Source organism: Streptomyces arenae, assembly GCF_022343545.1.
Classification (GTDB): Bacteria; Actinomycetota; Actinomycetes; order Streptomycetales; family Streptomycetaceae; genus Streptomyces; species Streptomyces humi.
The window spans coordinates 1-22633 of record NZ_JAKQYH010000012.1; the positions used below are offsets into that span (position 1 = coordinate 1).

13 protein-coding genes and 1 pseudogene are annotated in these 22633 nt (G+C 72.5%); 4 read left to right on the forward strand and 10 right to left on the reverse strand.

The annotated features are described in order from the left end of the window. Positions 1–3453 (forward strand): multifunctional oxoglutarate decarboxylase/oxoglutarate dehydrogenase thiamine pyrophosphate-binding subunit/dihydrolipoyllysine-residue succinyltransferase subunit (locus MB828_RS06185; protein WP_301647281.1); only part of this gene is annotated, 3453 nt, incomplete at its 5' end. A 71-nt stretch (positions 3454–3524) separates the two neighbouring features. Here MB828_RS06185 and fxsT read toward each other — a convergent pair. The 7 genes and pseudogenes from fxsT to MB828_RS06220 all read right to left on the reverse strand — a co-directional run bounded on the left by fxsT (position 3525) and on the right by MB828_RS06220 (position 16383). Continuing rightward, on the reverse strand, positions 3525–6554 hold the full coding sequence (fxsT, locus tag MB828_RS06190) for an FxSxx-COOH system tetratricopeptide repeat protein (RefSeq protein ID WP_301647282.1): 3030 nt from the start codon (positions 6552–6554) through the stop codon (positions 3525–3527). Between the two features lie 108 nt (positions 6555–6662). Next, entirely contained in the window at positions 6663–8027 is a 1365-nt protein-coding gene (locus MB828_RS06195; RefSeq protein WP_343236153.1) for an aKG-HExxH-type peptide beta-hydroxylase, read from the reverse strand. 153 nt (positions 8028–8180) lie between these two features. Continuing rightward, positions 8181–9278 (reverse strand): annotated as a pseudogene (locus MB828_RS06200) (FxsB family cyclophane-forming radical SAM/SPASM peptide maturase); the annotation flags it as partial. 141 nt (positions 9279–9419) lie between these two features. After that, on the reverse strand, positions 9420–9614 hold the full coding sequence (fxsA, locus tag MB828_RS06205; protein ID WP_046731191.1) for an FxSxx-COOH cyclophane-containing RiPP peptide: 195 nt from the start codon (positions 9612–9614) through the stop codon (positions 9420–9422). A gap of 29 nt (positions 9615–9643) precedes the next feature. After that, positions 9644–13054 (reverse strand): SAV_2336 N-terminal domain-related protein, encoded by a 3411-nt coding sequence (locus tag MB828_RS06210; RefSeq protein ID WP_301647283.1) that lies wholly within the window; start codon positions 13052–13054, stop codon positions 9644–9646. Positions 13055–13061: 7 nt separating this feature from the next. After that, entirely contained in the window at positions 13062–14081 is a 1020-nt protein-coding gene (locus MB828_RS06215; protein ID WP_133025333.1) for an AAA family ATPase, read from the reverse strand. 115 nt (positions 14082–14196) lie between these two features. After that, positions 14197–16383: a trypsin-like peptidase domain-containing protein gene (locus tag MB828_RS06220; protein ID WP_301647284.1), complete on the reverse strand. Its 2187-nt coding sequence runs from the start codon at positions 16381–16383 to the stop codon at positions 14197–14199. A gap of 336 nt (positions 16384–16719) precedes the next feature. On the opposite strand from MB828_RS06220, the gene MB828_RS06225 reads away from it, so the two are divergent. Then, positions 16720–16899, forward strand: a complete 180-nt coding sequence (locus tag MB828_RS06225) for a DUF6104 family protein (RefSeq protein ID WP_023586593.1) — start codon at positions 16720–16722, stop codon at positions 16897–16899. A gap of 53 nt (positions 16900–16952) precedes the next feature. Here MB828_RS06225 and MB828_RS06230 read toward each other — a convergent pair whose 3' ends face one another. Further along, positions 16953–17120, reverse strand: coding sequence for a hypothetical protein (locus MB828_RS06230; RefSeq protein ID WP_301647285.1), 168 nt, complete (start codon positions 17118–17120; stop codon positions 16953–16955). 231 nt (positions 17121–17351) lie between these two features. Between MB828_RS06230 and MB828_RS06235 the strand changes: the two genes are divergently transcribed. Together MB828_RS06235 and MB828_RS06240 are read left to right on the forward strand one after the other, a co-directional pair. Next, entirely contained in the window at positions 17352–18395 is a 1044-nt protein-coding gene (locus MB828_RS06235) for a DUF4097 family beta strand repeat-containing protein (protein ID WP_301647286.1), read from the forward strand. A 1-nt stretch (position 18396) separates the two neighbouring features. Continuing rightward, on the forward strand, positions 18397–19533 hold the full coding sequence (locus MB828_RS06240; protein WP_301647287.1) for a PadR family transcriptional regulator: 1137 nt from the start codon (positions 18397–18399) through the stop codon (positions 19531–19533). A 33-nt stretch (positions 19534–19566) separates the two neighbouring features. On the opposite strand, the gene MB828_RS06245 is transcribed toward MB828_RS06240, so the two are convergent. Together MB828_RS06245 and MB828_RS06250 are read right to left on the reverse strand one after the other, a co-directional pair. Next, positions 19567–20532 (reverse strand): zinc-binding dehydrogenase, encoded by a 966-nt coding sequence (locus MB828_RS06245; RefSeq protein WP_301647288.1) that lies wholly within the window; start codon positions 20530–20532, stop codon positions 19567–19569. A 295-nt stretch (positions 20533–20827) separates the two neighbouring features. After that, entirely contained in the window at positions 20828–22051 is a 1224-nt protein-coding gene (locus MB828_RS06250; protein WP_133025337.1) for an NAD(P)-dependent malic enzyme, read from the reverse strand. Positions 22052–22633: the final 582 nt, after the last annotated feature.

The following is a 22633-nucleotide window of genomic DNA, read 5'->3' on the forward strand; positions in this document are numbered from 1 at the left end:
GCTCCGGCGCCCGCGAAGCCCGCCGCACCGGCCCCGGCCGCCAAGCCGGCCGCCGCCGCCAAGGCCGCGCCCGCCGCCGCGCCCGAGGGTCCCGAGCTGATCACGCTCCGTGGCCCGGCCGCCGCCGTCGCGAAGAACATGAACGCCTCGCTGGAGCTGCCGACGGCCACCTCGGTCCGCGCGGTCCCGGTGAAGCTGCTCTTCGACAACCGGATCGTCATCAACAACCACCTGAAGCGCGCCCGGGGCGGGAAGATCTCCTTCACGCACCTGATCGGCTTCGCGATGGTCCAGGCCATCAAGGCCATGCCGTCGATGAACTGGTCGTTCGGCGAGAAGGACGGCAAGCCGACCCTGGTCAAGCCGGCCCACGTCAACCTGGGCCTGGCCATCGACCTGGTGAAGCCCAACGGCGACCGCCAGCTCGTCGTGGCCGCCATCAAGAAGGCCGAGACCCTGAACTTCTTCGAGTTCTGGCAGGCCTACGAGGACATCGTCCGTCGCGCCCGCGACAACAAGCTGACGATGGACGACTTCACCGGCGTCACGGTCTCCCTGACCAACCCCGGCGGCCTCGGCACCGTCCACTCGGTCCCGCGCCTGATGCCCGGCCAGTCGGTCATCATGGGCGTCGGCTCCATGGACTACCCGGCGGAGTTCCAGGGCACCTCCCAGGACACCCTGAACAAGCTCGGCGTCTCCAAGGTCATGACGCTCACGTCGACCTACGACCACCGCGTCATCCAGGGCGCCGCCTCCGGCGAGTTCCTGCGCGCCGTCGCCAACCTGCTGCTCGGCGAGAACGGCTTCTACGACGACATCTTCGAGGCCCTGCGCATCCCCTACGAGCCGGTCCGCTGGCTCCGGGACATCGACGCCTCGCACGACGACGACGTCACCAAGGCCGCCCGCGTCTTCGAGCTGATCCACTCCTACCGGGTCCGCGGCCACGTCATGGCCGACACCGACCCGCTGGAGTACAAGCAGCGCAAGCACCCCGACCTCGACATCACCGAGCACGGGCTCACCCTGTGGGACCTGGAGCGCGACTTCGCGGTCGGCGGCTTCGCCGGCAAGTCGATGATGAAGCTGCGCGACATCCTCGGCGTGCTGCGCGACTCGTACTGCCGCACCACCGGCATCGAGTTCATGCACATCCAGGACCCGAAGCAGCGCAAGTGGATCCAGGACCGCGTGGAGCGCCCGCACTCCAAGATGGAGCGCGAGGAGCAGCTGCGGATCCTGCGCCGCCTGAACGCGGCGGAGGCCTTCGAGACCTTCCTGCAGACGAAGTACGTCGGCCAGAAGCGGTTCTCCCTGGAGGGCGGCGAGTCCGTCATCCCGCTCCTGGACGCCGTCCTCGACTCGGCCGCCGAGTCCCGTCTCGACGAGGTCGTCATCGGCATGGCCCACCGCGGCCGCCTGAACGTCCTCGCCAACATCGTCGGCAAGTCGTACGCGCAGATCTTCCGCGAGTTCGAGGGCAACCTCGACCCGAAGTCGATGCACGGCTCCGGCGACGTGAAGTACCACCTGGGCGCCCAGGGCACCTTCACCGGCCTGGACGGCGAGCAGATCACCGTCTCGCTGGCCGCGAACCCCTCCCACCTGGAGACGGTCGACCCGGTCATCGAGGGCATCGCCCGCGCCAAGCAGGACATCATCAACAAGGGCGGCACGGACTTCACCGTCCTGCCCGTCGCCCTGCACGGTGACGCGGCCTTCGCGGGCCAGGGCGTGGTGGCCGAGACCCTGAACATGTCGCAGCTGCGCGGCTACCGCACCGGCGGCACGGTCCACATCGTCATCAACAACCAGGTCGGCTTCACCGCGGCCCCCGAGTCCTCGCGTTCCTCCATGTACGCGACGGACGTGGCCCGCATGATCGAGGCCCCGATCTTCCACGTGAACGGCGACGACCCGGAGGCCGTCGTGCGCGTCGCGCGGCTCGCCTTCGAGTTCCGCCAGGCGTTCAACAAGGACGTGGTGATCGACCTCATCTGCTACCGCCGCCGCGGTCACAACGAGTCGGACAACCCGGCCTTCACCCAGCCGCTGATGTACGACCTGATCGACAAGAAGCGCTCGGTGCGCAAGCTCTACACCGAGTCCCTGATCGGTCGCGGCGACATCACCCTGGAAGAGGCCGAGCAGGCCCTCCAGGACTACCAGGGCCAGCTGGAGAAGGTCTTCACGGAGGTCCGCGAGGCCACGTCGCAGCCGGCCGCCGCGGACGCCCAGGAGCCGCAGGACGGCTTCCCGGTCGCCGTGCCGACCGCGATCTCCGCGGAGGTCGTGAAGCGCATCGCCGAGTCCCAGGTCAACATCCCGGACCACTTCACCGTCCACCCGCGTCTGCTGCCGCAGCTGCAGCGCCGGGCGGCGATGATCGAGGACGGCACCATCGACTGGGGCATGGGCGAGACCCTGGCCATCGGCTCGCTGCTGATGGAGGGCACCCCGGTACGCCTGTCCGGCCAGGACTCCCAGCGCGGCACGTTCGGCCAGCGCCACGCGGTCCTCATCGACCGGGAGACGGGCGCGGACTACACCCCGCTCCTGTACCTGTCCGAGGACCAGGCCCGCTACAACGTCTACAACTCGCTGCTCTCCGAGTACGCGGTGATGGGCTTCGAGTACGGCTACTCGCTGGCCCGTCCGGACGCGCTGGTGATGTGGGAGGCGCAGTTCGGTGACTTCACCAACGGCGCCCAGTCGGTCATCGACGAGTACATCTCGGCGGCCGAGCAGAAGTGGGGCCAGACGTCCGGCGTCACGCTGCTGCTCCCGCACGGCTACGAGGGCCAGGGCCCGGACCACTCCTCGGCCCGCATCGAGCGCTTCCTGCAGCTCTGCGCCCAGAACAACATGACGGTGGCCATGCCCACCCTCCCGTCGAACTACTTCCACCTCCTGCGCTGGCAGGTGCACAACCCGCACCACAAGCCGCTGGTCGTCTTCACCCCGAAGTCGATGCTGCGTCTGAAGGCGGCGGCGTCGAAGGCGGAGGAGTTCACGAGCGGCGAGTTCCGCCCGGTCATCGGCGACTCGTCGGTGGACCCGAACGCGGTCCGCAAGGTCGTCTTCTGCACCGGCAAGGTCTACTACGACCTGGAGGCCGAGCGGCAGAAGCGTGGCGAGACGGACACGGCGATCATCCGTCTGGAGCGCCTGTACCCGCTGCCGGGTGCCGAGCTCCAGGCCGAGGTCAACAAGTACCCGAACGCCGCGAAGTACCTGTGGGTCCAGGAGGAGCCGGCGAACCAGGGTGCCTGGCCGTTCATCGCGCTCAACCTGATCGACCACCTGGACCTGGCGGTCGGCGCGGACGTCCCGGCCGGCGAGCGCCTGCGCCGCATCTCCCGCCCGCACAGCTCCTCCCCGGCCGTCGGTTCCGCGAAGCGGCACCAGGCGGAGCAGGAGCAGCTGGTGCGCGAGGTGTTCGAGGCGTAGGCCTCCCGGCACACCGGCCGAAGGGCCCGGTCCCCGTCACGGGGGCCGGGCCCTTCGGCGTGGCACGGAGATCAGCTGGCCTGGGGTTCGAAGTCCCAGTAGGGGCGGTTGCGGGCACGCGCCGAGATGGTGTGGATGTGCTGCCGGCCCAGGGTGGCTTCGAAGTCGGCGAGGGCCTCCCGCTCGACCTTCTCGGCCTGTGAGCGCGAGCGCAGCCCACGCAGGTCGTACGCGTGGGCGACACGGGCGGACAGGGTGAGGGGGTGGGTGCGGCCGAGGGTCTCGGTGGCCCGGACGATCGTGGTCCTGCTCAGTTCCGCCGCGGACTCCGTGTCACCGACGAGGTTGCGCATCGCCGAGGCGTTGATGGCGCAGCCGAGCGTGTAGGGGTGGTTCTCGCCCACGGCGCCGGCCATGTCGGCGAGGGCCTGCTCGATCAGTGCGTGGGCGTTCTCACGCTCTCCCACGGCGCGCAGCACCAGGGCCTGGTTGGCGCGGGCGCCGATGATGAACGGGTGTCCCTCCGGCAGCAGGCGCAGGTAGCGCTCCAGGACGGAGTCGCCGGTCTCGCGGGCCAGGTCGATGTCGCCGTGCTCACGGTGGAAGCAGCTGTGGCTGACGGCGGCGGCGAGGGTGAGGAGATGCCAGACGCCGAGTTTGCGTTCGAAGCCTTCCACCACCTTCGCGAGCAGCGTTCCGGCCGCCGCGCGGTCTCCGCCGCGCAGCCTGCAGAGGGCCAGGTTGTGCTCGGCGCGCAGGGTGTTCTGGTGGTTCTCGCCCACGACGAGCCGGTAGTCGCGCACGTTCTTGGTCTGGATGGACTCGGCCTCCGTGTAGCGGCCCAGCAGCCTGAGCCCGATCGAGTACGACACCTCGGAGAACAGCGTCCAGAGGTGCCGGCCCTTCAGCACGAGCCGGCGTTGCTCCAGTGTCTGCCGGTCGATCTCCAGGGCTTCCTGGTACCGGCCGACGAGTCGCAGGGCGAAACCCAGGTTGTTCAGGGCGTTGAGCGTACGGGAGTCCTGGTCGCCGAGGAGTTCGCGGTAGGCGGGGTGCAGCCACTCGTACAGTTCCAGGGCCTCGTCGTACCTGGCGAGGCTCCACAGGTCGGCGCCCAGCCCGTTGACCGCGCGCAGGGCGTCCAGGTCCCGGTCCCCGCGCTCGCGGAACAGGTGTTCCATGGCGTGCCGGTCGAGTTTCTCGGTCTCCTCGAACCGGCCCGACGCCCGCAGCAGGTTGGCGTAGTCGTTGGTGGCTTCCCAGACACGTGGGTGCGACTCGCCCAGCAGTTCCCGCCAGGCCTCGACGGTCCGCCTGGCCAGCTTCCAGCCGGCCGTGTACTCGCCCGCGTAGTACATGTAGCGCAGGCAGTTGAGGACGAGGGTCTGCACCTTGCGGTCGGTGCTGTTGATGACGTCCGCGTACTTCAGGTGCGGCACGATCTCCGCGTACGCCTCCCAGTTGCGGGTGTCGGTCGGACGGCCGGGGTCCGCCTCGGCCAGCGCCCGCCGCACCACGTCGACGAACTCCCGCCGGTCCTCCTCCGGCATGTCCCTGCTGACGACCTGGTGCACCATCCGGTGCAGGTACGCCGACTCCCCGGCCGACGGCCCGGCGTCCGTACCGACCTCGTGGGACTCCAGACGGACCACGGAGTACTGGCGCAGCTGGTTGATCGCCTTGTTCCACAGGAGCGGGTCGTCCAGCAGCCCGGTCAGCTGTTCCGGCAGGTCGTCGTGGGACATGTCGCGCAGCAGGCGCACGGGGATGAAGCCCGGCGCGAAGAACGTGCACAGGCGCAGCAGGTCGACGGATTCCGGGACCGTCTCCCGCAGCTTGTTCAGCAGGATCGACCACGCGGTCTGGAAGGCCAGGGGGAAGTCGGCGGACACCCGGACCACGTCGAGGTCGACGCCGTCCTCCAGGAGCGCGATGTAGTCCTCGACGGTCAGGTCCGAGTCGTTCAGCCAGCCGGCCGTCTGGTCGAGCAGCAGGGGCAGGTCTTCCAGGGCCTCGGCGAGCCGGTCGGCCTCCTCCTCCGTCAGCCGGGGCGCGCGGCGCCGGATGAAGGCGACCGACTCCTCACGGTCGTAGACGTGCACTTCGAGCAGCCGGCTGTTGTGCTCGGCCCACTCCGGGTTGCGGGAGGTGATGACCACGTGCCCCGGTCCGGTCGGGAGCAGGTCCCAGATCTGGTCCGGCTCGTCCGCGCCGTCCAGGATCAGCAGCCAGCGCGAGAACGGGGTGCCCCGGCGCAGCGAGTCACGGACCGCGCGAAGCCGCTCACCGTACTCGTCGCCCGTGGACAGGCCGAGTTTCGGGGCGAGTTCGGCCAGCAGACGGCGGAAGGAGACCCTGCTCTCCGCATTGACCCACCACACCACGTCGTACTCGGAACCGAAGCGGTAGACGTACTCGGCGGCCAGTTGGGTCTTGCCCACCCCGGACATGCCGTACAGCGTGACGACCCCGGCTCCCGGCTCGCTGCTCTGCAGCAGGTGGTACGCGTCGTTCAGCAGCGGCTCGCGGCCTGTGAAGCGGGTGTTGCGGCGCGGCACACCGCCCCATACCTCGGGCATCTCGGCGGGGAAGCGGGGTCCGCGACGGCCCTCGTCCGGCGGGCGGCCCACGGCGGACAGGTCCAGGCGGTCCAACAGCCGCCGTTCCGCCTCGTCGGCACCCATGTTGGTCAGGTCGACCGGTGCCAGTACGGCGACGGCGGTGGGGGTGGGCGCGCTGGTGACGCAGACGGCGGCGAACCTGGCGGGGTCCGGTGCGACGACCTCGCGCAGTGCCGCGTTCCACTCCGCGAAGGTGCGGGAACCGAGCTGGAAGTAGTGCTCGCTCACCAGGACGAGCACCCGCCCCGGGGCGAGCGCGAGGTCGCGCAGGAGGTCCACCAGGGTCTCCTCCGGCGGGGCGTCCCAGCGCATGTAGACGACCCGGACACCCAGCCGCTCCAGCCTGTCCCCGATCCACATCGCCCAGGCCCGGTTGAACGGGGCGAAGCTGATCGTGATCGTCTGCCTCACGACCCCCCTCTCGGCCGGCCCGGCCGGCACCGGAGTTCCAGACCTGTCACGGCCGGCACGCGTGGCCATGGGCTTCGAACATGCAGCAGCCTCCCCTGGATCGCCAGAAATCGTAGGGCCTCCGCGCAGTTCTCCGGTAGGTGACCGACGCGGAGACGGCGGGCGGGCGGCACTTCGTCACTCCCGCGGGTGCCGGACCACGGGGCCGTGCCGCCGGGTCCACAGGTCGCGCGCCTCGGACACGGACGCCTCCGCCCGCGCCGTGTGGCCCCTGGGCGCGGGGAACTCGGCCAGGCGCTCATGGGTGGCGACCAACTGGTCCACGAACCGCCGTCCGGGCGCGGTGAGTTCGGGGGATCCCACCAGTGCGGGCAGCGCCGCCGCCACCTGGGCGCGGTAGCGGGCGTGCTCGGACCAGGCGGTCTCGCGGTGCCCCGGGTGCTCGGCCCGGAGGGCGCAGCGCTGGAAGAAGTCGGCCAGCGCGAGATGCGAGTACACGCCCTGCAACAGACCGTCGTAGGGGCGAGGATCCGGGCGCCAGGGCGCGAAGTGACGCTGCTGCGGCCCGGCGTGGTGCAGGTCCAGCATGTCGCTGAGCACGCAGAGCTTCGTGTGCTGGAGTTCGTGCACGATCGTCGCGGCGAACGTAGCCGGAGTGGGCGGTGCGCTGCTGAACAGCGCGCCGAAGGCCTCGCGGCGCGTTCCGCTGCAACTGCCGGTCCCTCCTGTGTCCGTGGTGTCCGGGTCGGGCCGGGGCGGTTCGGCGAGCGGCACCAGGCAGCGCAGCAGGACGACGGCTTCGGTCACCCGGTGCTCGCCGCCCAGACGCAGCATGTCGGCGGTCCCCGACCAGGCCTCCAGCCAGCGTTTGCGGGCCGTCTCGTCGAGCGCCGTCGGGCCGCTCAGTTCGTGGTGCCGGGGGTCGCCGTGCACGGTGCGGTACGGATCCAGGTCGTCCAGCGGCAACGGCGGCCCGTCGGGCACCAGACCGGGCAGGGCGTACGCGGGCGTCCACCCGGGCGCCGCGGACCAGGCGCCGATACCGTCCTCCATCCGGACCACGACAGCCGCGGCGCCGCTTTGACGCAGCGTCAACCTTCCGTTCGCGCAGTCGACGTCGACCGGAACCTCCCCCGGCCCCGCCGTGCGCAGCGACCCGAGCGACGGCAGCACGAGCACGCCGTCCCGGGCGGTCAGCCGTACGGTGAAGGAGATCCCGGCGCGGGCGGCGGCCGCGGCGGCGAGCGCCCCGAGGTGGCCGAGATCGCGTCCGAGTTCGCGAACGCGCCGCTCGGTGGGCGGTCCGGCCTCCGGTCCCAGACCACTCAGGCAGTGGCGGACCCAGAGGCCGACCAGGGGGTCGAGGAGACGGGCCCGTGCGGGGGTCGTCGCGTAGGGCGGCGGGCTCCCCCGGTCCCCGGCGGGAAGCACCCGGTCCGCCGTCTCCAGCAGCTGCCAGTCCTCCCGCAGCCGGGCACGGGCGCCGGCCGGGAGCACCGCCGCGTCCGCGCCCTCGGCCGCGTCGAGCAGGGCGCGCAGCATGAGCAGGCGCCGGGTGTCCTGGTCGCGCACCAGAAGGGCCAGGGTCTCCGGATCGCCTTCGGTGCGGCCGAGTGCGTCCAGGGAGCGGTCCGGAAGTGAAGGGAACAGCACGGGCGGGGGCCTCTCCTCGGACGTGGACGCCACCGGGGCGGGGACGGGGGCCGTCGTGGTGGCCCCGGTGAGTCTCCCGTGCACGTGCCGGATGAAGCGTTGCAGGTCGGCGCAGTACACGGAGGGGTTCGTGAAGCCGTCCCCGGCCCGGTAGCGGTGGGCGTAGTGGCCGCCGCCGCAGACGTCGAGCAGGGGACAGGCCCGGCACTGGGCCGAGAGCGCCGCCACGCCGGCCTGCCGGGCGGCCACCCCGGGGTGGCGCAACGCGTCGTCGAAGCCGTGCCGGAACACGTCCAGACCGGTCTCGGCGGCGCCCTCGTAGGCGGACTTCAGCGAGTCGACCTGTTCGATGGACCCGTCGGTCTCCACGACGACGGCGTCGAACGGGGCGAGTCCCAGCGACTCGGTGGCGGCCGGCAGGCCCAGCAGCAGCGCGATGCACTCCTCGAAGAGCCGTACCCGTACTTCGCGGCGGCCGGAGCGCCACCAGCGGTCGAAGACCGCGCAGAGCCAGTCGCCGTAGCGTGTGGCCTCCAGGTGCGGCGGCGGCGCGGACCAGTTGCCGTGCGGCAGCAGCAGGTCGAGGGCGGGCGGGCGCAGGGCGAGCAGGGACTCGTAGGTCTCCACCGGATCGAGGGTGGGGTCGACGACCGTGAGGATTCCGGCGTACGCGTCCGGGAAGCGGTCGGCGACCAGCCGGGCCCCGCGCGAGGCGGCCGGCCAGGAGGGGCGTCCGGCGTGGTCGACGCGGCGGGCGTTGTGCGCGGCGAGCCCGCCGTCCAGGCTGATGCCGACCCGGATGCCGTGCCGGGCCAGCGCGGTCATCCGTTCCTCGGTGAGGAGGGTGGCGTTGGTCTGCACGGTGGCGTGGACCGCGCAGTCGGCGGGAACGCGGTCGCGGACGAGTCCGGTGAAGCGGACCAGCGTGCCGGCGCCCGCCAGCAGCGGTTCACCGCCGTGCAGGACGAGCGAGACGGCTGTCAGCCCATGGCTTCGCGCGTGCTCGGCGATCCGGTCCGCCGTGCGGTCGAGCACGGCGTCCGGTGCCGCCGCGGGGCGTCCGCGCCAGGTGTGGTCGGGGCCCTCGTACAGGTAGCAGTAACGGCAGGCCAGATTGCAGCGGCCGTGCACTTTGACGATGAACTGACGGAACGGTGAAGGCCCGGCGGGCCCCGCGCCCCCTCGTCCGCTCCCGGATCCGGATCCGGCCGCAGCCTCTTCGGACACGTCGGTCACCCCCCGCTTCCACGGCCCGACTCGGTGGGGCCGTCCCGCCGCCGCCTAGAACGAGTTGTTGAATCCCCAGAGCATCTCGGTCGGCCGGGCCGCCCGTTCCGTCAGCTCCGCGAGCACCTGACGCAAGACGGGATGGTCCACCTCTTTCAGTTCCCCCAGGTCCAGTTCGAGCAGGTCCGGCAGGTCCGGCAGCGGCTCCGCCGCCCCGGCCTCCGGCAACGCCCGGTCCCTTGCGTCCACCCCAGGTTCCTCTCGCATCATGCTGCTGCTCAGTCCCGATCCAGCTCCGCCAGCCGCCGCGCCGTCTGCTGCGCAGTGGGCTCACCCGTGACCGCCCACCCCTCGGGCAACCTAGACCAGAGCGTACGGGCGAGCCGATAGGCCTCGCGCGCGGCCTGCGGGCGATGCGCCGCATCGTAGGACATACCACGCCAGTGGTGCGCCTGTGCACCGAGTTGCACGGCCTCCGAGCGCGCCCGGGCCGGCCCGCCGGCCTCCTCGGCCTCCGATGCCGCCTCCGCGGCGGCCCGGAACGAGTCGACGGCGGCGTCCAGACGGGTGGGCCGGTCCGGGCTCCGGTGCGCCTCGTACTGGACGTGCCCCAGTTCGATCAGGCAGCGGGCCGACAGCAGCGGGTCGTCGAAGTCCTGCGCCGCGAGCCCGAAGATGTACTCGGCTTCCCTGAGGTCGACACGTTCGCCCCGGGCACGGTAGCGGAGCACCAGTCCACGCCCGAGCAGGAAGAGGCGAGGAGCGAGTTCGCGGCTGCCCGCGGGCGTCTCGCTGCGGCAGTCCCGCAGCACCCGGATGGCCTCGGCCAGCGGTTCCAGGGTGTGCGGACCGGTCCCCCGATCCGCCTGCCGGAGCAGGACCTCGCCCCACTCCGCGAGGACGTCCGCGTGCCCCGGCGCGTCCCGGGGCATCGACTCCGCCGCCTGCCTGAACCAGGCCGCCGCCGCCCCCAGTTCCCGCGGCTCCCCGGACTCCCTGTACCGCGCCGCCCTGATGCGCCCCGCCCGCACCAGCAGCCGCGCGCGCAGGCTCTGCTTGCCGGGGACCAGGGCCAGGCCCGTTTCGACGCGCTGCCGGGCCTCCTCCAGGTCACCGTCCGACCTGAGCAGCGCGTCGACGAGGTCCAGCAGGGCCCGGACGCGCTCCGGGGAGGGCGCGGTCCCGGCGTCGCCGTCCTCGTCGCCGTCCACGGCGATGCGCAGCGACCGCGCGCTCTGTTCCGCGTAGCGGCGGGCCTGTTCGAGGTCGGCCGTCGCCTCGGAGAGGCGCAGCAGGAGGCGTCCGTGGGCCGGCGCCAGTCCGGGTGGGCGGTGCCGCTGGTCCGGCCAGACGTCGGCGAACGCCTCCAGCATGCCGACGGCGCCCTGGAGCAGCGCGCTGTCGCCGCCCAGCCGCCACTGCTCCTCCAGCGCGCCGGCCCGCTCCAGCGCGAGCTCCAGCGCCTCCCGTTCGTCGAGTCCCGGGGCGGCGCAGGCCACCGTGTACTCGCGGTCGGCGCGGCGCAGCAGATCGAGGGCGGCCGCCAGGTCGCCGTGCCGCCTGCGGTCGGTGGCGGCGGCCCGCAGCACCCGGGCCAGGACGGCCCGTTCGCGCAGGGCGTGGGGGTGGGCCACGGCCCGTTCCGCCGCCTGCTCGGCCTCGCGCAGCAGGCCGCCGCCGCCCTGCACCTGCCACAGCCGCAGCACGCAGGTCGCGTACTCCGCCCACAACTCGGGTTCCGGCTGCGCGAGTTCCCCGTGCCCGGTCGCCCCGCGCAGCAGCCCCACGGCGTCGATGAGGTCCTGCACCATGCCCTCGGCGTCGAACCGGGCGCGCAGGGTGCGGGCCCGGCCGACGGCCCGGTGGGGGGCGCGTTCGCCGGACGGTACGCCGGTGTCGCGGCCGTAGGACCGGAACTGTTCGGGCAGCGGCATGAAGCGTTCGAGGACCCGGGCGGCGACCTCGGCGAAGGGCTGCGGTACCGGGGTCGCGTCCCCGTCGTGGTCCGCCGGGGCCGGCCGGCCGGTGCCCAGCGGGATGTGCGGCCGTCCGGCGTCCCCGTCACCGAGCTGGAGGAGGGCGAGGGCCGGGAAGTTGGCGCCGCCCCTGCGGAAGCGCTGCTCGATGTACTCCGAGCAGCGCCTGAGGACGAGGACGGCCTCGTCGCGGCGGAGCCCGGCGAGCAGGAGCTCCTGGACCTCGGGCTTCATCTCGTACCACGGGGCGCCGTCCGCGCCCTGGTCGCCGTGGTCCTCGCGGGCACGGGTGATCAGGCCGCTGAGCAGCACCTCGGCGAGTTCGGAGGGCCCGGAGCAGGGCAGCATCGTCCGCTGCACCAGTTGCATCACCGGCAGCCAGAGCGGGGCGGCCGCCAGGTAGACGGCGAGTTGGACGGCGTTCGGCGAGGCGGTGGACCGGAACCCGCGGAACCGCTCGACCGGGGACACGGCGCGCGCGGGGCGGGACGCCGGTGCGGCCGGCTGGTCCGGGCGCACCCAGCCCACCGCCCCCGGGACCGGTCCGCCGATCCCGGACAGCAGCCTCGCCCACGCCCCGAGCGCCACCGGCTCCGGAGGCAGCACCGGCACCGGTACGGCGCCCCGCGTTCCGCCCGGGGCGATCCCCGACGCGGTGCGCACCCGCAGCACGCCGGCCCCGCCGAGCGTGTCGCCCCGGCTGAGCTCTCCGTGCGTCACCGGCAGCCGGGTGCGGTGCCACATCCGCTGCGGCAGCGGCTGGAGCACGGCGACCGGGCCCTGCCGGGACAGCCGGTGGAGCAGCCGGTGGGCGCGGCCGCTGTGCCACAGCGGCCCGACGCAGTCGCTGACCAGGACGGTGATCCGGCGTCCGGTCGGGTCGCTGAGGCGGTCGGCGGGGTGCAGGGGGGCCGCGTGCACGTCCGCGCTGCGGCTGACCGCCACCGCGCCGTCGGGTCCGGTGTGCAGATGGCTCACCTGGATGTCCCCGAAGGCCCCCAACTGACCGAACACCTGGACCAGTTCGTCGAACATCCGGTCCCAGACCCGCATCGAGGTGGAGGCCTCCAGGATCAGTTGCAGCTGGGCGTCGCCCCGGGTCACGGCGCGGTACACGGGCATGATCAGGCCGCCCGCCCGGGCACTCTGCTCGGCGGTCGCCGTCTCGTCCAGCGCGACGCGCAGCGGCGGCGCGGCACTGCGATAGGCCTGCAACGGCCGCAGCGCACGCTGGAGTCCGAGAAGTGCCGGCAGGGCGGGGGCGGCGGGCGCCGAGAACGGCACGCCGGCGATCCGCCCGGCGGCCCGGCCGTGCCCGGCGCCGTGCTGCTGCGGCACGGGGTGGAGGAACAGCCTGCGGTCGGCTCCGGTGGCCTCGGGGGGCACCGCGGACGGGCGGCCGGCGTCCGCCGCGGGTTCCGGATGCCGTACGGCACCCCGCGGGTCCCCCGCCGACGGGACGGCCGTCTCGGCGCTCGCCTCCGACGGGCGGGAGCGCGCGGCGGAACCCGGGCCCCGGGGACCGTCCGTGGCCGCCCCGGCCGTTGGGTGCGCGTACTGGGCCAGCCAGAGGACGTCGGACAGCCCTTCCGGGTCGGGGTCGAGCCCGCTTTCGCGCATCAGGCGGACCAGTTCGGCCAGCGGCGCGCCCTCGGTGCCGCGCGGGTCCGGTTCCGGCGGGACGGGACCGTGTCGGGATGTCGCCTCCGGCATCAGCGGCTCACCTCGGACGGTCGAGACGCTGGATGAGCAGGTCGGCGAGCCGGTCACGGCTGGGCGGGGCGGTCGCGTCGGTGAGGTAGATGGCGTTCAGCAGCTGGTCGGTGGCGAGGAGTTCGCTGCGGGAGCGCTCCAGGAACCGGTTGATCAGGTCGTCGCCCGCGCGGGCCGCCTCGTCGCCGAGGTGGGCGCGAACGAAGGTGGCGAGGCGGTTGTGGTCGGGGCGGTCCAGCTCGAGGTGGATGCAGCGGCGCATCAGCGGGGCCGGGAAGTCGCGTTCGCCGTTGCTGGTGAGGACGACGAACGGGAAGGCCCGGCAGCGCACCCGGCCGTCGCGGACCCGGACCTTGGTGCCGTCATCGGTGAGCACCTCGGCCTCGCCGTCCGGCAGCCGGTCCGCGATCCGCTGCAGCTCGGGGATCTCGAACTCGCCTTCCTCCAGCACGTTCAGAAGGTCGTTGGGCAGGTCGATGTCGCTCTTGTCGAGTTCGTCGATCAGCAGCACACGCGGAGTGGCGGCGGGGAGCAGGGCCGTGCCGAGCGGGCCGAGGCGGATGTAGCTGCCGATCGCCTCCATGGCACCCGGGCTGCCGGCTGCCGCGCCGTACCCGCCCTGTGAGGCGATCTGGACGTCCTGGAGGCGGCCGATGGCGTCGTAGTGGTACAGGCCGTCCTGGAGCGTGGAGCGGCTGACGATGGACCAGCGCAGCACCTCGCCCAGGCCCAGTTCGTACGCCACGGAGTGGGCGAGGGTGCTCTTGCCCGTGCCGGGGCTGCCGGTGACGAGCAGGGGGCGGCGCAGGTAGAGCGCCGCGTTGATCATCTCCAGCTCCTCGGCGCCGGGCCGGTGCAGCTCGGCCAGGTGCCGGTACCCGCCGAGTCTGCGGTCCCGGGAGCCGTCGCCGCCCGCCGCGTCCCGGCCCGAGAAGTCCCGCCAGGGAGGCGGTGCGGGCAGTCGGCTCATGCCGTCGTGGGGTTCCCCGGCACCACGGTAGATGAGCCACTCACTGGATTCGGTCATGTCCGACCCTCGTCGTCCCTCGTCCGTCCCGTCCCCAGGACAGCCGTCGAAGATGCTTCACGTTATCGACCTTCAGTGGGCCCGGTAAGGGCCTCATGCCGGCGCGGGCGGCCGTTCACGGTGCCTCCAGCAAGTCGTCCGTACCGGGCAGGGGTTGGTGCGGGTCGTCGTACAGGATGGCGATGCCGCCGGCCCAGAACGCCTCCGCGCGCCCGTCCCGCAGCCGGCCGCGAAGTCCGTGTACGAGGCCGGGCAGTTGACCGGCGTCGGCCGCGTCGTCGAGGACCAGCCGAGCGCCCCGGTGGAACTCCCCGCACACGGAGTCGGTATGGCGCTCCCAGCGGCGCCACAGCGCCACCCCGTACCCGGCCCTGACGATCCGGAGAAGTGCGGTGTCGTCGCTCTCGTAGCGCCGGTCGCCCTCGCGGCACAGCACCGGGACGGTGCCGGGCGCGAGGCCGCGCAGCACCACCACGTCCGGCACGGGCCGGCGCACCCCGTCGTCGCAGTCCAGCACCTCGGCCCGGACGCGCCGGGTGTGCAGCCACTGCCAGCGCTCGCGGCGGTCGGACTCCACGTCGTCGTCGGCGAGTCCGGCGCCGTACCAGCCGTCCTCCCCGGGCAGCTGGTCGCGGTCCGCGCAGCGGACCAGGACCGGGCGTTCGGCCCCCAGCGGGCCGGCGCCGGGCTGTAGCCGCCACTCGTCCACCGGCAGGTCGAGCATCCGGTGGGGCAGGGCTGCGTACAGCGGGGCGGGCCGCTCGGGCTCGTCACAGCGCCGGAACGCCTCGAAGAGGGGTTCGGCGAGCGGGGCGGCGAGGCCGGCGAGGCCGGTGCGCTCCCCCTCCGCCAGCCGGGTCACCTCACCGTCCGGCCGCAGCACCGCGACCGACCAGTCGCAGTGGCCCGGCTCCCAGGCCCGGTCGACGACTTCGAGCAGCACCGAGAGCTGGTCGGCTGAGCGGGCGAAGGGGTCCCGCGCCATACTTCCGGTCCGGCCGTCGGCGGGGTCACGTCCGCTCTGCTCGCGCCGTCGTTCGCCGAGGTGCTGGGCGCGTCTGCGGGCGAGTTCGCTGCGCCGGCCGCCGTCCAGGCCGGTCGCGACCTGTTCGATCCACTCCCACAGGGCCTCCTCGGCGTCGAGCACGAAGGGCGTCGCCGGGCGCTCGGCGGTCATGACCCGCATCGCGTAGTCGACGACGAGCGGGAGCGTGCCGTCCTGCCGCGCGTTCTCGTAGAGCGCGCCGAGGCCGTCGCGCCAGCCGCGTGGCGCGGGCGACTGTGCGGGCAGCCGTAAGTCGGGCAGCGCCTGGAGGATGTCCAGCAGGCCCCGGGTGCTGTCCGGGGGCGGCAGGTCGGCGAGCCGGCCGAGCAGCTCGGCCCGCTGGTACGGGCTGAGCGCACGGCCCGGGCGGGCGCCCAGTTCGGCCTGGAGGTCGCTCCAGGCGGGGCGCCCGGAGTCGGTGGGCCGCTGGCGGTCGCGGTGGTACCGGTCGTGGGCGTGCCAGACGACCTGGTAGAGGTCGTCGTGGCGGGGGGCGTGCCGGTACGGGTCGACCTGGTAGAGGTCGTCGTGGCGGGGGGCGTGCGGGTACGGGTCGTGTGCCCCGGCGTCAGGCGCCGGCGGGAGGGTGCGCAAGCGCTCGACGCCGATGGACGTGCCGCCCGCCCCGTGGTCCGCGCGTGACTTCAGCACGCCGACCACCTCGCCGCGCACCGGATCGATCACGGGTCCGCCGGAGACGCCGAGCGGGAGGTCGTTCGGGCCGAGGCGCAGCTGGGCGCCCGCGGACCAGCCACCGATGGCGCCCTCCACGGCCAGGAAGCCGTCCAGCAGCCGCGGCTGTCCATGGTCGGTGGCCCAGCCGGCGTAGAACACCCGGCCCTCCGTGTAGTGCGACGCCTGCCGCTCGGAGACGTAGAGGCACTCGTGGTCCACCGGCTCACGCAACCGGACGAGCGCGAGATCGGGGTCGGGCCAGCGGTCCAGGACGGAGCGGTCGACGCGCTCCGGAAGGGTCGCCGCGACCTCGCCGAGTACGACGCGCTGCTCCCGGGAGGGATCGGACCGACAGACCACGGCGACCTCGCCCCCTTCCTCGCCGCCGACGACATGGGCACAGGTCAGCACCCAGCTGGGCGCGATGAAGAAGCCACTGCCGAGGAAGCCATCGGCTCCCTCCGGGGGATGCCCGGCACCTGTGCGGTGGATGCGCACGGTGGCCGCCAGCACGAGTTCCCGCAGGACGGCCTGAGCCGGAACCCGGCCGCCCGTCGCGCCTCCGCCCTGCCGGGCCGTCATTCCGCGCCCCCGGCTCTCGCGGTCGGCCCGGCCCGGAACCCGCCGCTCACCTCACCGGGCCGTGGCACGCGCCGGGCCCGCACCGGGAGACCGTCCGGCAACCGCACCTGCGCGATCCGCCTGGTGTCCTGTTCCATGCGTTCCCCGCTCCCCCCTTCCCGCGTGCCCTGCACGGGAAGACATCGCCGTTCCCATCCATCCCACCCACGGGAAGGGAGTCCTTCCCCCGCCGGACGAGCCCTACCCTTCACCGGCGGCACACCTTTGCCGTCCGCCTAGGCTGGTAGGCACCCGTCACCGGGCATCCGACACGTGTACGCAGCAGGAGAGCACCCCATGTACTTCACCGACCGAGGCATCGAGGAACTGGAGAAGCGGCGCGGCGAGGAAGAGGTCACGTTCGAGTGGCTCGCGGAGCAGCTCCGCACCTTCGTCGACCTGAACCCCGACTTCGAGGTCCCGGTCGAGCGCCTGGCGACCTGGCTGGCCCGGCTGGACGACGAGGACGAGGAGTAGGACGCCGGGCCCCCACGGGCCCCAGGGGTGCCCGGCCTCCGCCGCCCCGTCGGTCAGTCCCGCGGGAACACCGTCTCGTACGACAGTTCCAGCACCCCGTGCACCACCAGCACCGCCCCCGCCAGGATCCACGGCACACTGCGCCGCCGTGCGCCCCAGAGCACGGCCGGCACCCCCACACAGACCTCGCCCCACGCGACCTTGGACACGTCCATCGGCATGCCCACACGCTAAGCAGTTCGTCCCCTCATTGCCCGTTGTGTCACCCCGCCATTGCCCGTTGTGTCACCCGCCCCGTCAACTCCACGTCCAACCACTCACCCGCAAGAGCGCCTTGACTTCCGAGGGCCACGATATATCGTGTTTATGGAAGACGCGATATGGCGCGAGCCGCAGGCCGTGCGTGCGCATCCGCGTCCAGCCGCCATGCCCGGCCGAGGGAGGTCCGCACCATGTCCGAGTGGTCCGTCGCTGAACCCAGGAAGCTCGCCTTCGACACCCCCGTCAGCGATCTGCACGTCCGCATCGTCAACGGAACAGTCAACGTGGTGGGTACGGACGAGGGTTCCGCCCGCCTGGAGATCTCCGAGATCGAGGGGCCGCCCCTGATCGTCACCCAGCAGGGCGGCACCCTCACCGTGGCCTACGAGGACCTGCCCTGGAAGGGCTTCCTCAAGTGGCTCGACCGCAAAGGCTGGCGGCGCAGCGCGGTCGTCTCGCTGACCGTCCCGGCGGAGACCCGCGTGGAGGTGGGCGTGGTCGGCGCCACCGCGGTCGTCTCGGGGATCAACGGCACCTCGGTGGTGAAGGGCGTCACCGGCGACACCACACTGGTGGGCCTCGCGGGAGAGGTCCGCGCGGACACGGTCTCCGGGAACCTGGAGGCCCAGGCCGTCACCGGCGACCTGAGGTTCAACTCCGTCTCCGGGGACCTGACCGTCGTCGAGGGCTCGGGCTCCGCCGTGCGCGCCGACTCGGTCAGCGGCTCCATGATCATCGACCTGGACCCGGACGGCCCGACCGACGTCAGGCTGACCAGCGTCTCCGGCGAGATCGCCATCCGGCTGCCGCACCCGGCCGACGCCGAGGTCGAGGCCAACACCGCGAGCGGCACCATCTCGAACGCCTTCGACGGGCTGCGGGTGCACGGCCAGTGGGGCGCCCACAAGATCACCGGCCGTCTCGGCGCGGGCAACGGCAAGCTCCGCGCCACCACGGTCTCGGGCTCCATCGCCCTGCTGCGCCGCCCGCCCAGGGAGGACGAGGACGAGAGGTCGGCATGGGAGAGGACCGCCCCGCCCTCCGCCCCCACGGACCTCACAGAACCGACAGAACCAACAGGGCCGACAGGGCCGGCCCACGACACGGCCCACGACGCGACAGGGGACGCGACTCGCGACACGGCCGACGACACGACAGGCGACACGGCCGACGACGCGATTCGCGACACGGCCGACGACACGACCGGCGGTACGACCGACAAGAAGGTGCTCTGACATGCCTCCCGTCTTCGCCCACGGCCGCCTCCGCCTGTACCTGCTCAAGCTGCTGGACGAGGCCCCGCGCCACGGCTACGAGGTGATCCGGCTGCTCGAAGAGCGCTTCCAGGGCCTCTACGCCCCGTCGGCGGGCACCGTCTATCCGCGCCTGGCCAAGCTGGAGGCCGAGGGCCTGGTCACGCACACCACGGAGGGCGGCCGCAAGGTCTACGCCATCACCGACGCCGGCCGGGCCGAACTTGCCGACCGCAGCGGCGAGTTGGCGGACCTGGAGCTGGAGATCCGCGAGTCGGTGGCCGAACTGGCCGCCGAGATAAGGGCCGACGTCCGCGGCGCGGCCGGTGACCTGCGCCGTGAGGTGCGGGCGGCCGCCTCCGAGGCCCGGCGGGGCAGCGGCCCGGGCACCGGCGAGTACGCCGACTTCGGTGACAAGGAGTCGTGGCGGGCCGCCAAGGAGGAGATGCGCCGGGTCAAGCAGGAGTGGAAGGAGCAGGCCCGCCGCGCCAAGGACGAGAGCCGCCGGGCCCGGGACGAGGCCCAGCGGGCCCGCCGGCAGGCGCAGGAGGCTCAGGCGCGGGCCCGCGCCCAGGCCCAGGAGGAGATGCAGCGCATCGCCCGCCGGGTGCAGGAGCACGTCCAGGACCACTTCGCGCGCGGCGACTGGCCGACCGGGGTCCGCGAGGGCATCACCGAACTCGCGAAGGAGTTCGGGGACTTCGGGAAGGACTACGGCAAGGAGTTCGGCAAGGACTTCGGTTTCGGCCGCCCCGAGTCGGAGTCCGGACCGGGGCCGGACCTGCGCAAGCCGTCGGCGGCGCAGTCCGAGGCACCGTCAGCGGCGAAGGCGCCGTCAGCCGCGGGTACTCCGTCGCCGGAGTACCCGGAGACCCCGGAGTACTCGGAGACCCCGGAGGACTTCCCCGCGGAGTACGTCCCGGTGTGGGCGCACGGTGACGAGACCGGGACCGGTGACCCGGCCCGTGACCTCGACCGGCTCCTGGACCGCTTCCGCGACGACATCCGGGACGCGGCCCGCGACCGGGGCGTCACCGCCGACCAGCTCCACGAGGCCCGCCGCCATCTGTCGACGGCAGCGGCCCACATCGGGGCGCTGCTGCGCAGCACCAGGCGCTGAGGCGAGAGGGCACCGGTCGCCGGCCGGCCCGGTTCAGGAGTTGGTGAGGACGATCTTCCCGAACTGGTCGCCGGAGGCCAGCCGTTCGAAGCCCTCGCGGGCGCGGTCCAGCGGCAGCAGTTCGTCGATGACGGGCCGTACGCCGGTGGCGGCGCAGAAGGCGAGCAGGTCCTCCAGCTCGTCCTTGGTGCCCATGGTCGAGCCGACGACCTTCAGTTCGAGGAAGAAGATCCGGGTCAGCTCGGCGTGCGAGGGGCGGTCGCCACTGGTGGCACCGGAGATGACGAGGGTGCCACCGGGCCGCAGCGACTTCACCGAGTGGGACCAGGTGGCGGCTCCGACGGTCTCGATGACGGCGTCCACGCGCTGCGGGAGCCGGGCGCCGGGCTCCACCGCCTCGACGGCACCGAGCTCCAGGGCCCGCTTCCGCTTGGCCTCGTCGCGGCTGGTGGCGAAGACCCGCAGCCCGGCGGCCTTGCCGAGCACAATGGCGGCCGTGGCGACACCGCCGCCCGCGCCCTGCACGAGGACCGCGTCACCGGGGCGGACACCCGCGTTGGTGAAGAGCATCCGGTACGCCGTCAGCCAGGCCGTCGGCAGACAGGCGGCCTCCGCGAAGGAGAGCTCCTTGGGCTTGGGCAGGATGTTCCAGGTGGGCACGGCCACCTGCTCGGCGAAGGTGCCCTGGTAGCGCTCGGTGAGGATGGACCGCGGCTCGCGGGGACCGACCCCGTGGCCGCTCTGTCCGATCACGGAGTGCAGGACGACCTCGTTGCCGTCCTCGTCGACGCCGGCGGCGTCGCAGCCGAGGATCATCGGCAGCCGGTCCTCCGGGAGACCGACACCGCGCAGGGACCAGAGGTCGTGATGGTTGAGGGAGGCGGCCCGGACGTCGACGGTGCTCCAGCCGGGCCGGGCCGTTGGGGCGGGACGGTCCCCCAACTCAAGTCCGGAGAGCGGCTGGTCGCGGTCGATTCGGGCGGCGTAGACGGCGAACATAGGGCCGACGATAGGTTCCCGGCGCCGGGCGCGAAACCGGGGGCCGTTGTGACACATCCCCTCTTGCGCAGCACGCTCCGCACACAACGCCCCGCACACAGCGCCCGTAAGGGGCGCTGGGGGTGCCCCCGGCCGAAGGCTGGGGGAGGAACTGCGCGACCAGCCCCCACCGGCCGGCACCCGACGACAGCGCCCGCCACCTCCTGCGGCAAACCGGGGCGGAGCCCCATGCACCCGATCGGGTGGGCGGCTGGGCAAAGAAATGGCCCCGCCCAAACGGACGGGGCCATAAGGGCTAGCGCCGGGCGACACCCTCGGCCCGCGCCGCCGCCGCCACCGCCGCGGTCACCGCGGGAGCGACCCGCTCGTCGAACGGGGACGGGATGACGTAGTCGGCGGCGAGATCGTCCCCGACGACCGCCGCCAGCGCCTCCGCCGCCGCGATCTTCATGCCCTCGGTGATCCGGGAGGCCCGCACCTGGAGGGCGCCGGCGAAGATCCCGGGGAACGCCAGCACGTTGTTGATCTGGTTCGGGAAGTCCGACCGTCCGGTCGCCACGACCGCCGCGTACTTGTGGGCGACCTCGGGGTGCACCTCGGGGTTCGGGTTGGCCATGGCGAAGACGAAGGAGCCCTCCGCCATGGAGGCGACGGCCTCCTCCGGGACCGTGCCGCCGGAGACGCCGATGAAGACGTCGGCGCCGGCCAGCGCGTCCTCGAGGGTGCCCTTGAGCCCGGCCTTGTTGGTGAACCCGGCGACCTGGCGCTTGACGTCGGTGAGGTCGTCGCGGTCGGCCGAGATGATGCCCTTGCGGTCGGCGAGGGCGACGTCGCCGATACCGGCCTCGACCAGCATCTTGGCGATGGCGACCCCGGCCGCGCCGGCGCCCGAGATCACCGCCCGCAGCTGCCCGATCTCACGCCGGCTGAGCCGTGCCGCGTTCCGCAGCGCCGCCAGCGTCACCACGGCCGTACCGTGCTGGTCGTCGTGGAAGACCGGGATGTCGAGCCGCTCCTGGAGCCGGCGCTCGATCTCGAAGCACCGCGGTGCCGAGATGTCCTCCAGGTTGACTCCGCCGAACGAGGGGGCGAGCCGGACGACGGTCTCGATGATCTCGTCGACGCCGGTGCAGTCGAGGGCGATCGGGACCGCGTCCACGCCGCCGAACTGCTTGAAGAGGATCGCCTTGCCCTCCATCACCGGGAGGGAGGCCTCGGGGCCGATGTCCCCGAGTCCGAGCACGGCCGTACCGTCGGTGACGACGGCGACGACGGACGACTTCCAGGTGTAGTCGTTGACCAGCTCGGGCTGCTCCGCGATCGCGGTGCACACGCGCGCGACTCCGGGCGTGTACGCGAGGGAAAGGTCGTCCTTGTCACGGAGCGGCACGGTGGCCTGCACAGCCATCTTGCCGCCGCGGTGCAGCGCGAACGCCGGATCGAAGGAATCGAGGGGCTCGGCCCCGCCGTCCTGGTCCGCCGTGCTGTCGCTGCGAGGATTGACGATCTCCGCTGCCACTTGTCTTACCCCTTAGGTATGCATGGTTTGAGGGTCGGCCACTCCCGGTGAGGGGGTGGGCGGGCACCGCGCAGGGCCCGATCACTGAATACGTACGAGGTGGCACGTACGAGCACCTGCGCGACGGGCGCGCCGCACACGCGCCCTGAGCCCCGGATGAGGGGTGTAATGACCCTTCTTACCGGACGGGCGGCACCCGCGACGAGTCGAATAGGTGCAAGGTCACATCACGGATGTCGTAGGTAGTCGACAGATGAGCGGCCGGACGGCCGCGAGAGGGCGGCCGACCACAGCGTGAGATGAACCGGAGATGAACCGAAGATCTTCCGGTCAGAGCATCGGATTCCCGCAGATGCGCGGGGGCGAGGGGGCGCAGAGGTGCAGCCTGACGCGGTTCGGGGTTCACCCGTTATCCGATTTTGACATCGTCGCACACCTGTATGGAGCAATCCCAATGGCAGGATGCCGTAAACCCACGAGGTCGCGACACCCGAAGGTGTGTGTTTCCGTCGACCCATCGGCATATCGACATATCAGACACATCGGTATATCGGCTTGTTCAATCCACCGCCGGAGGAACCC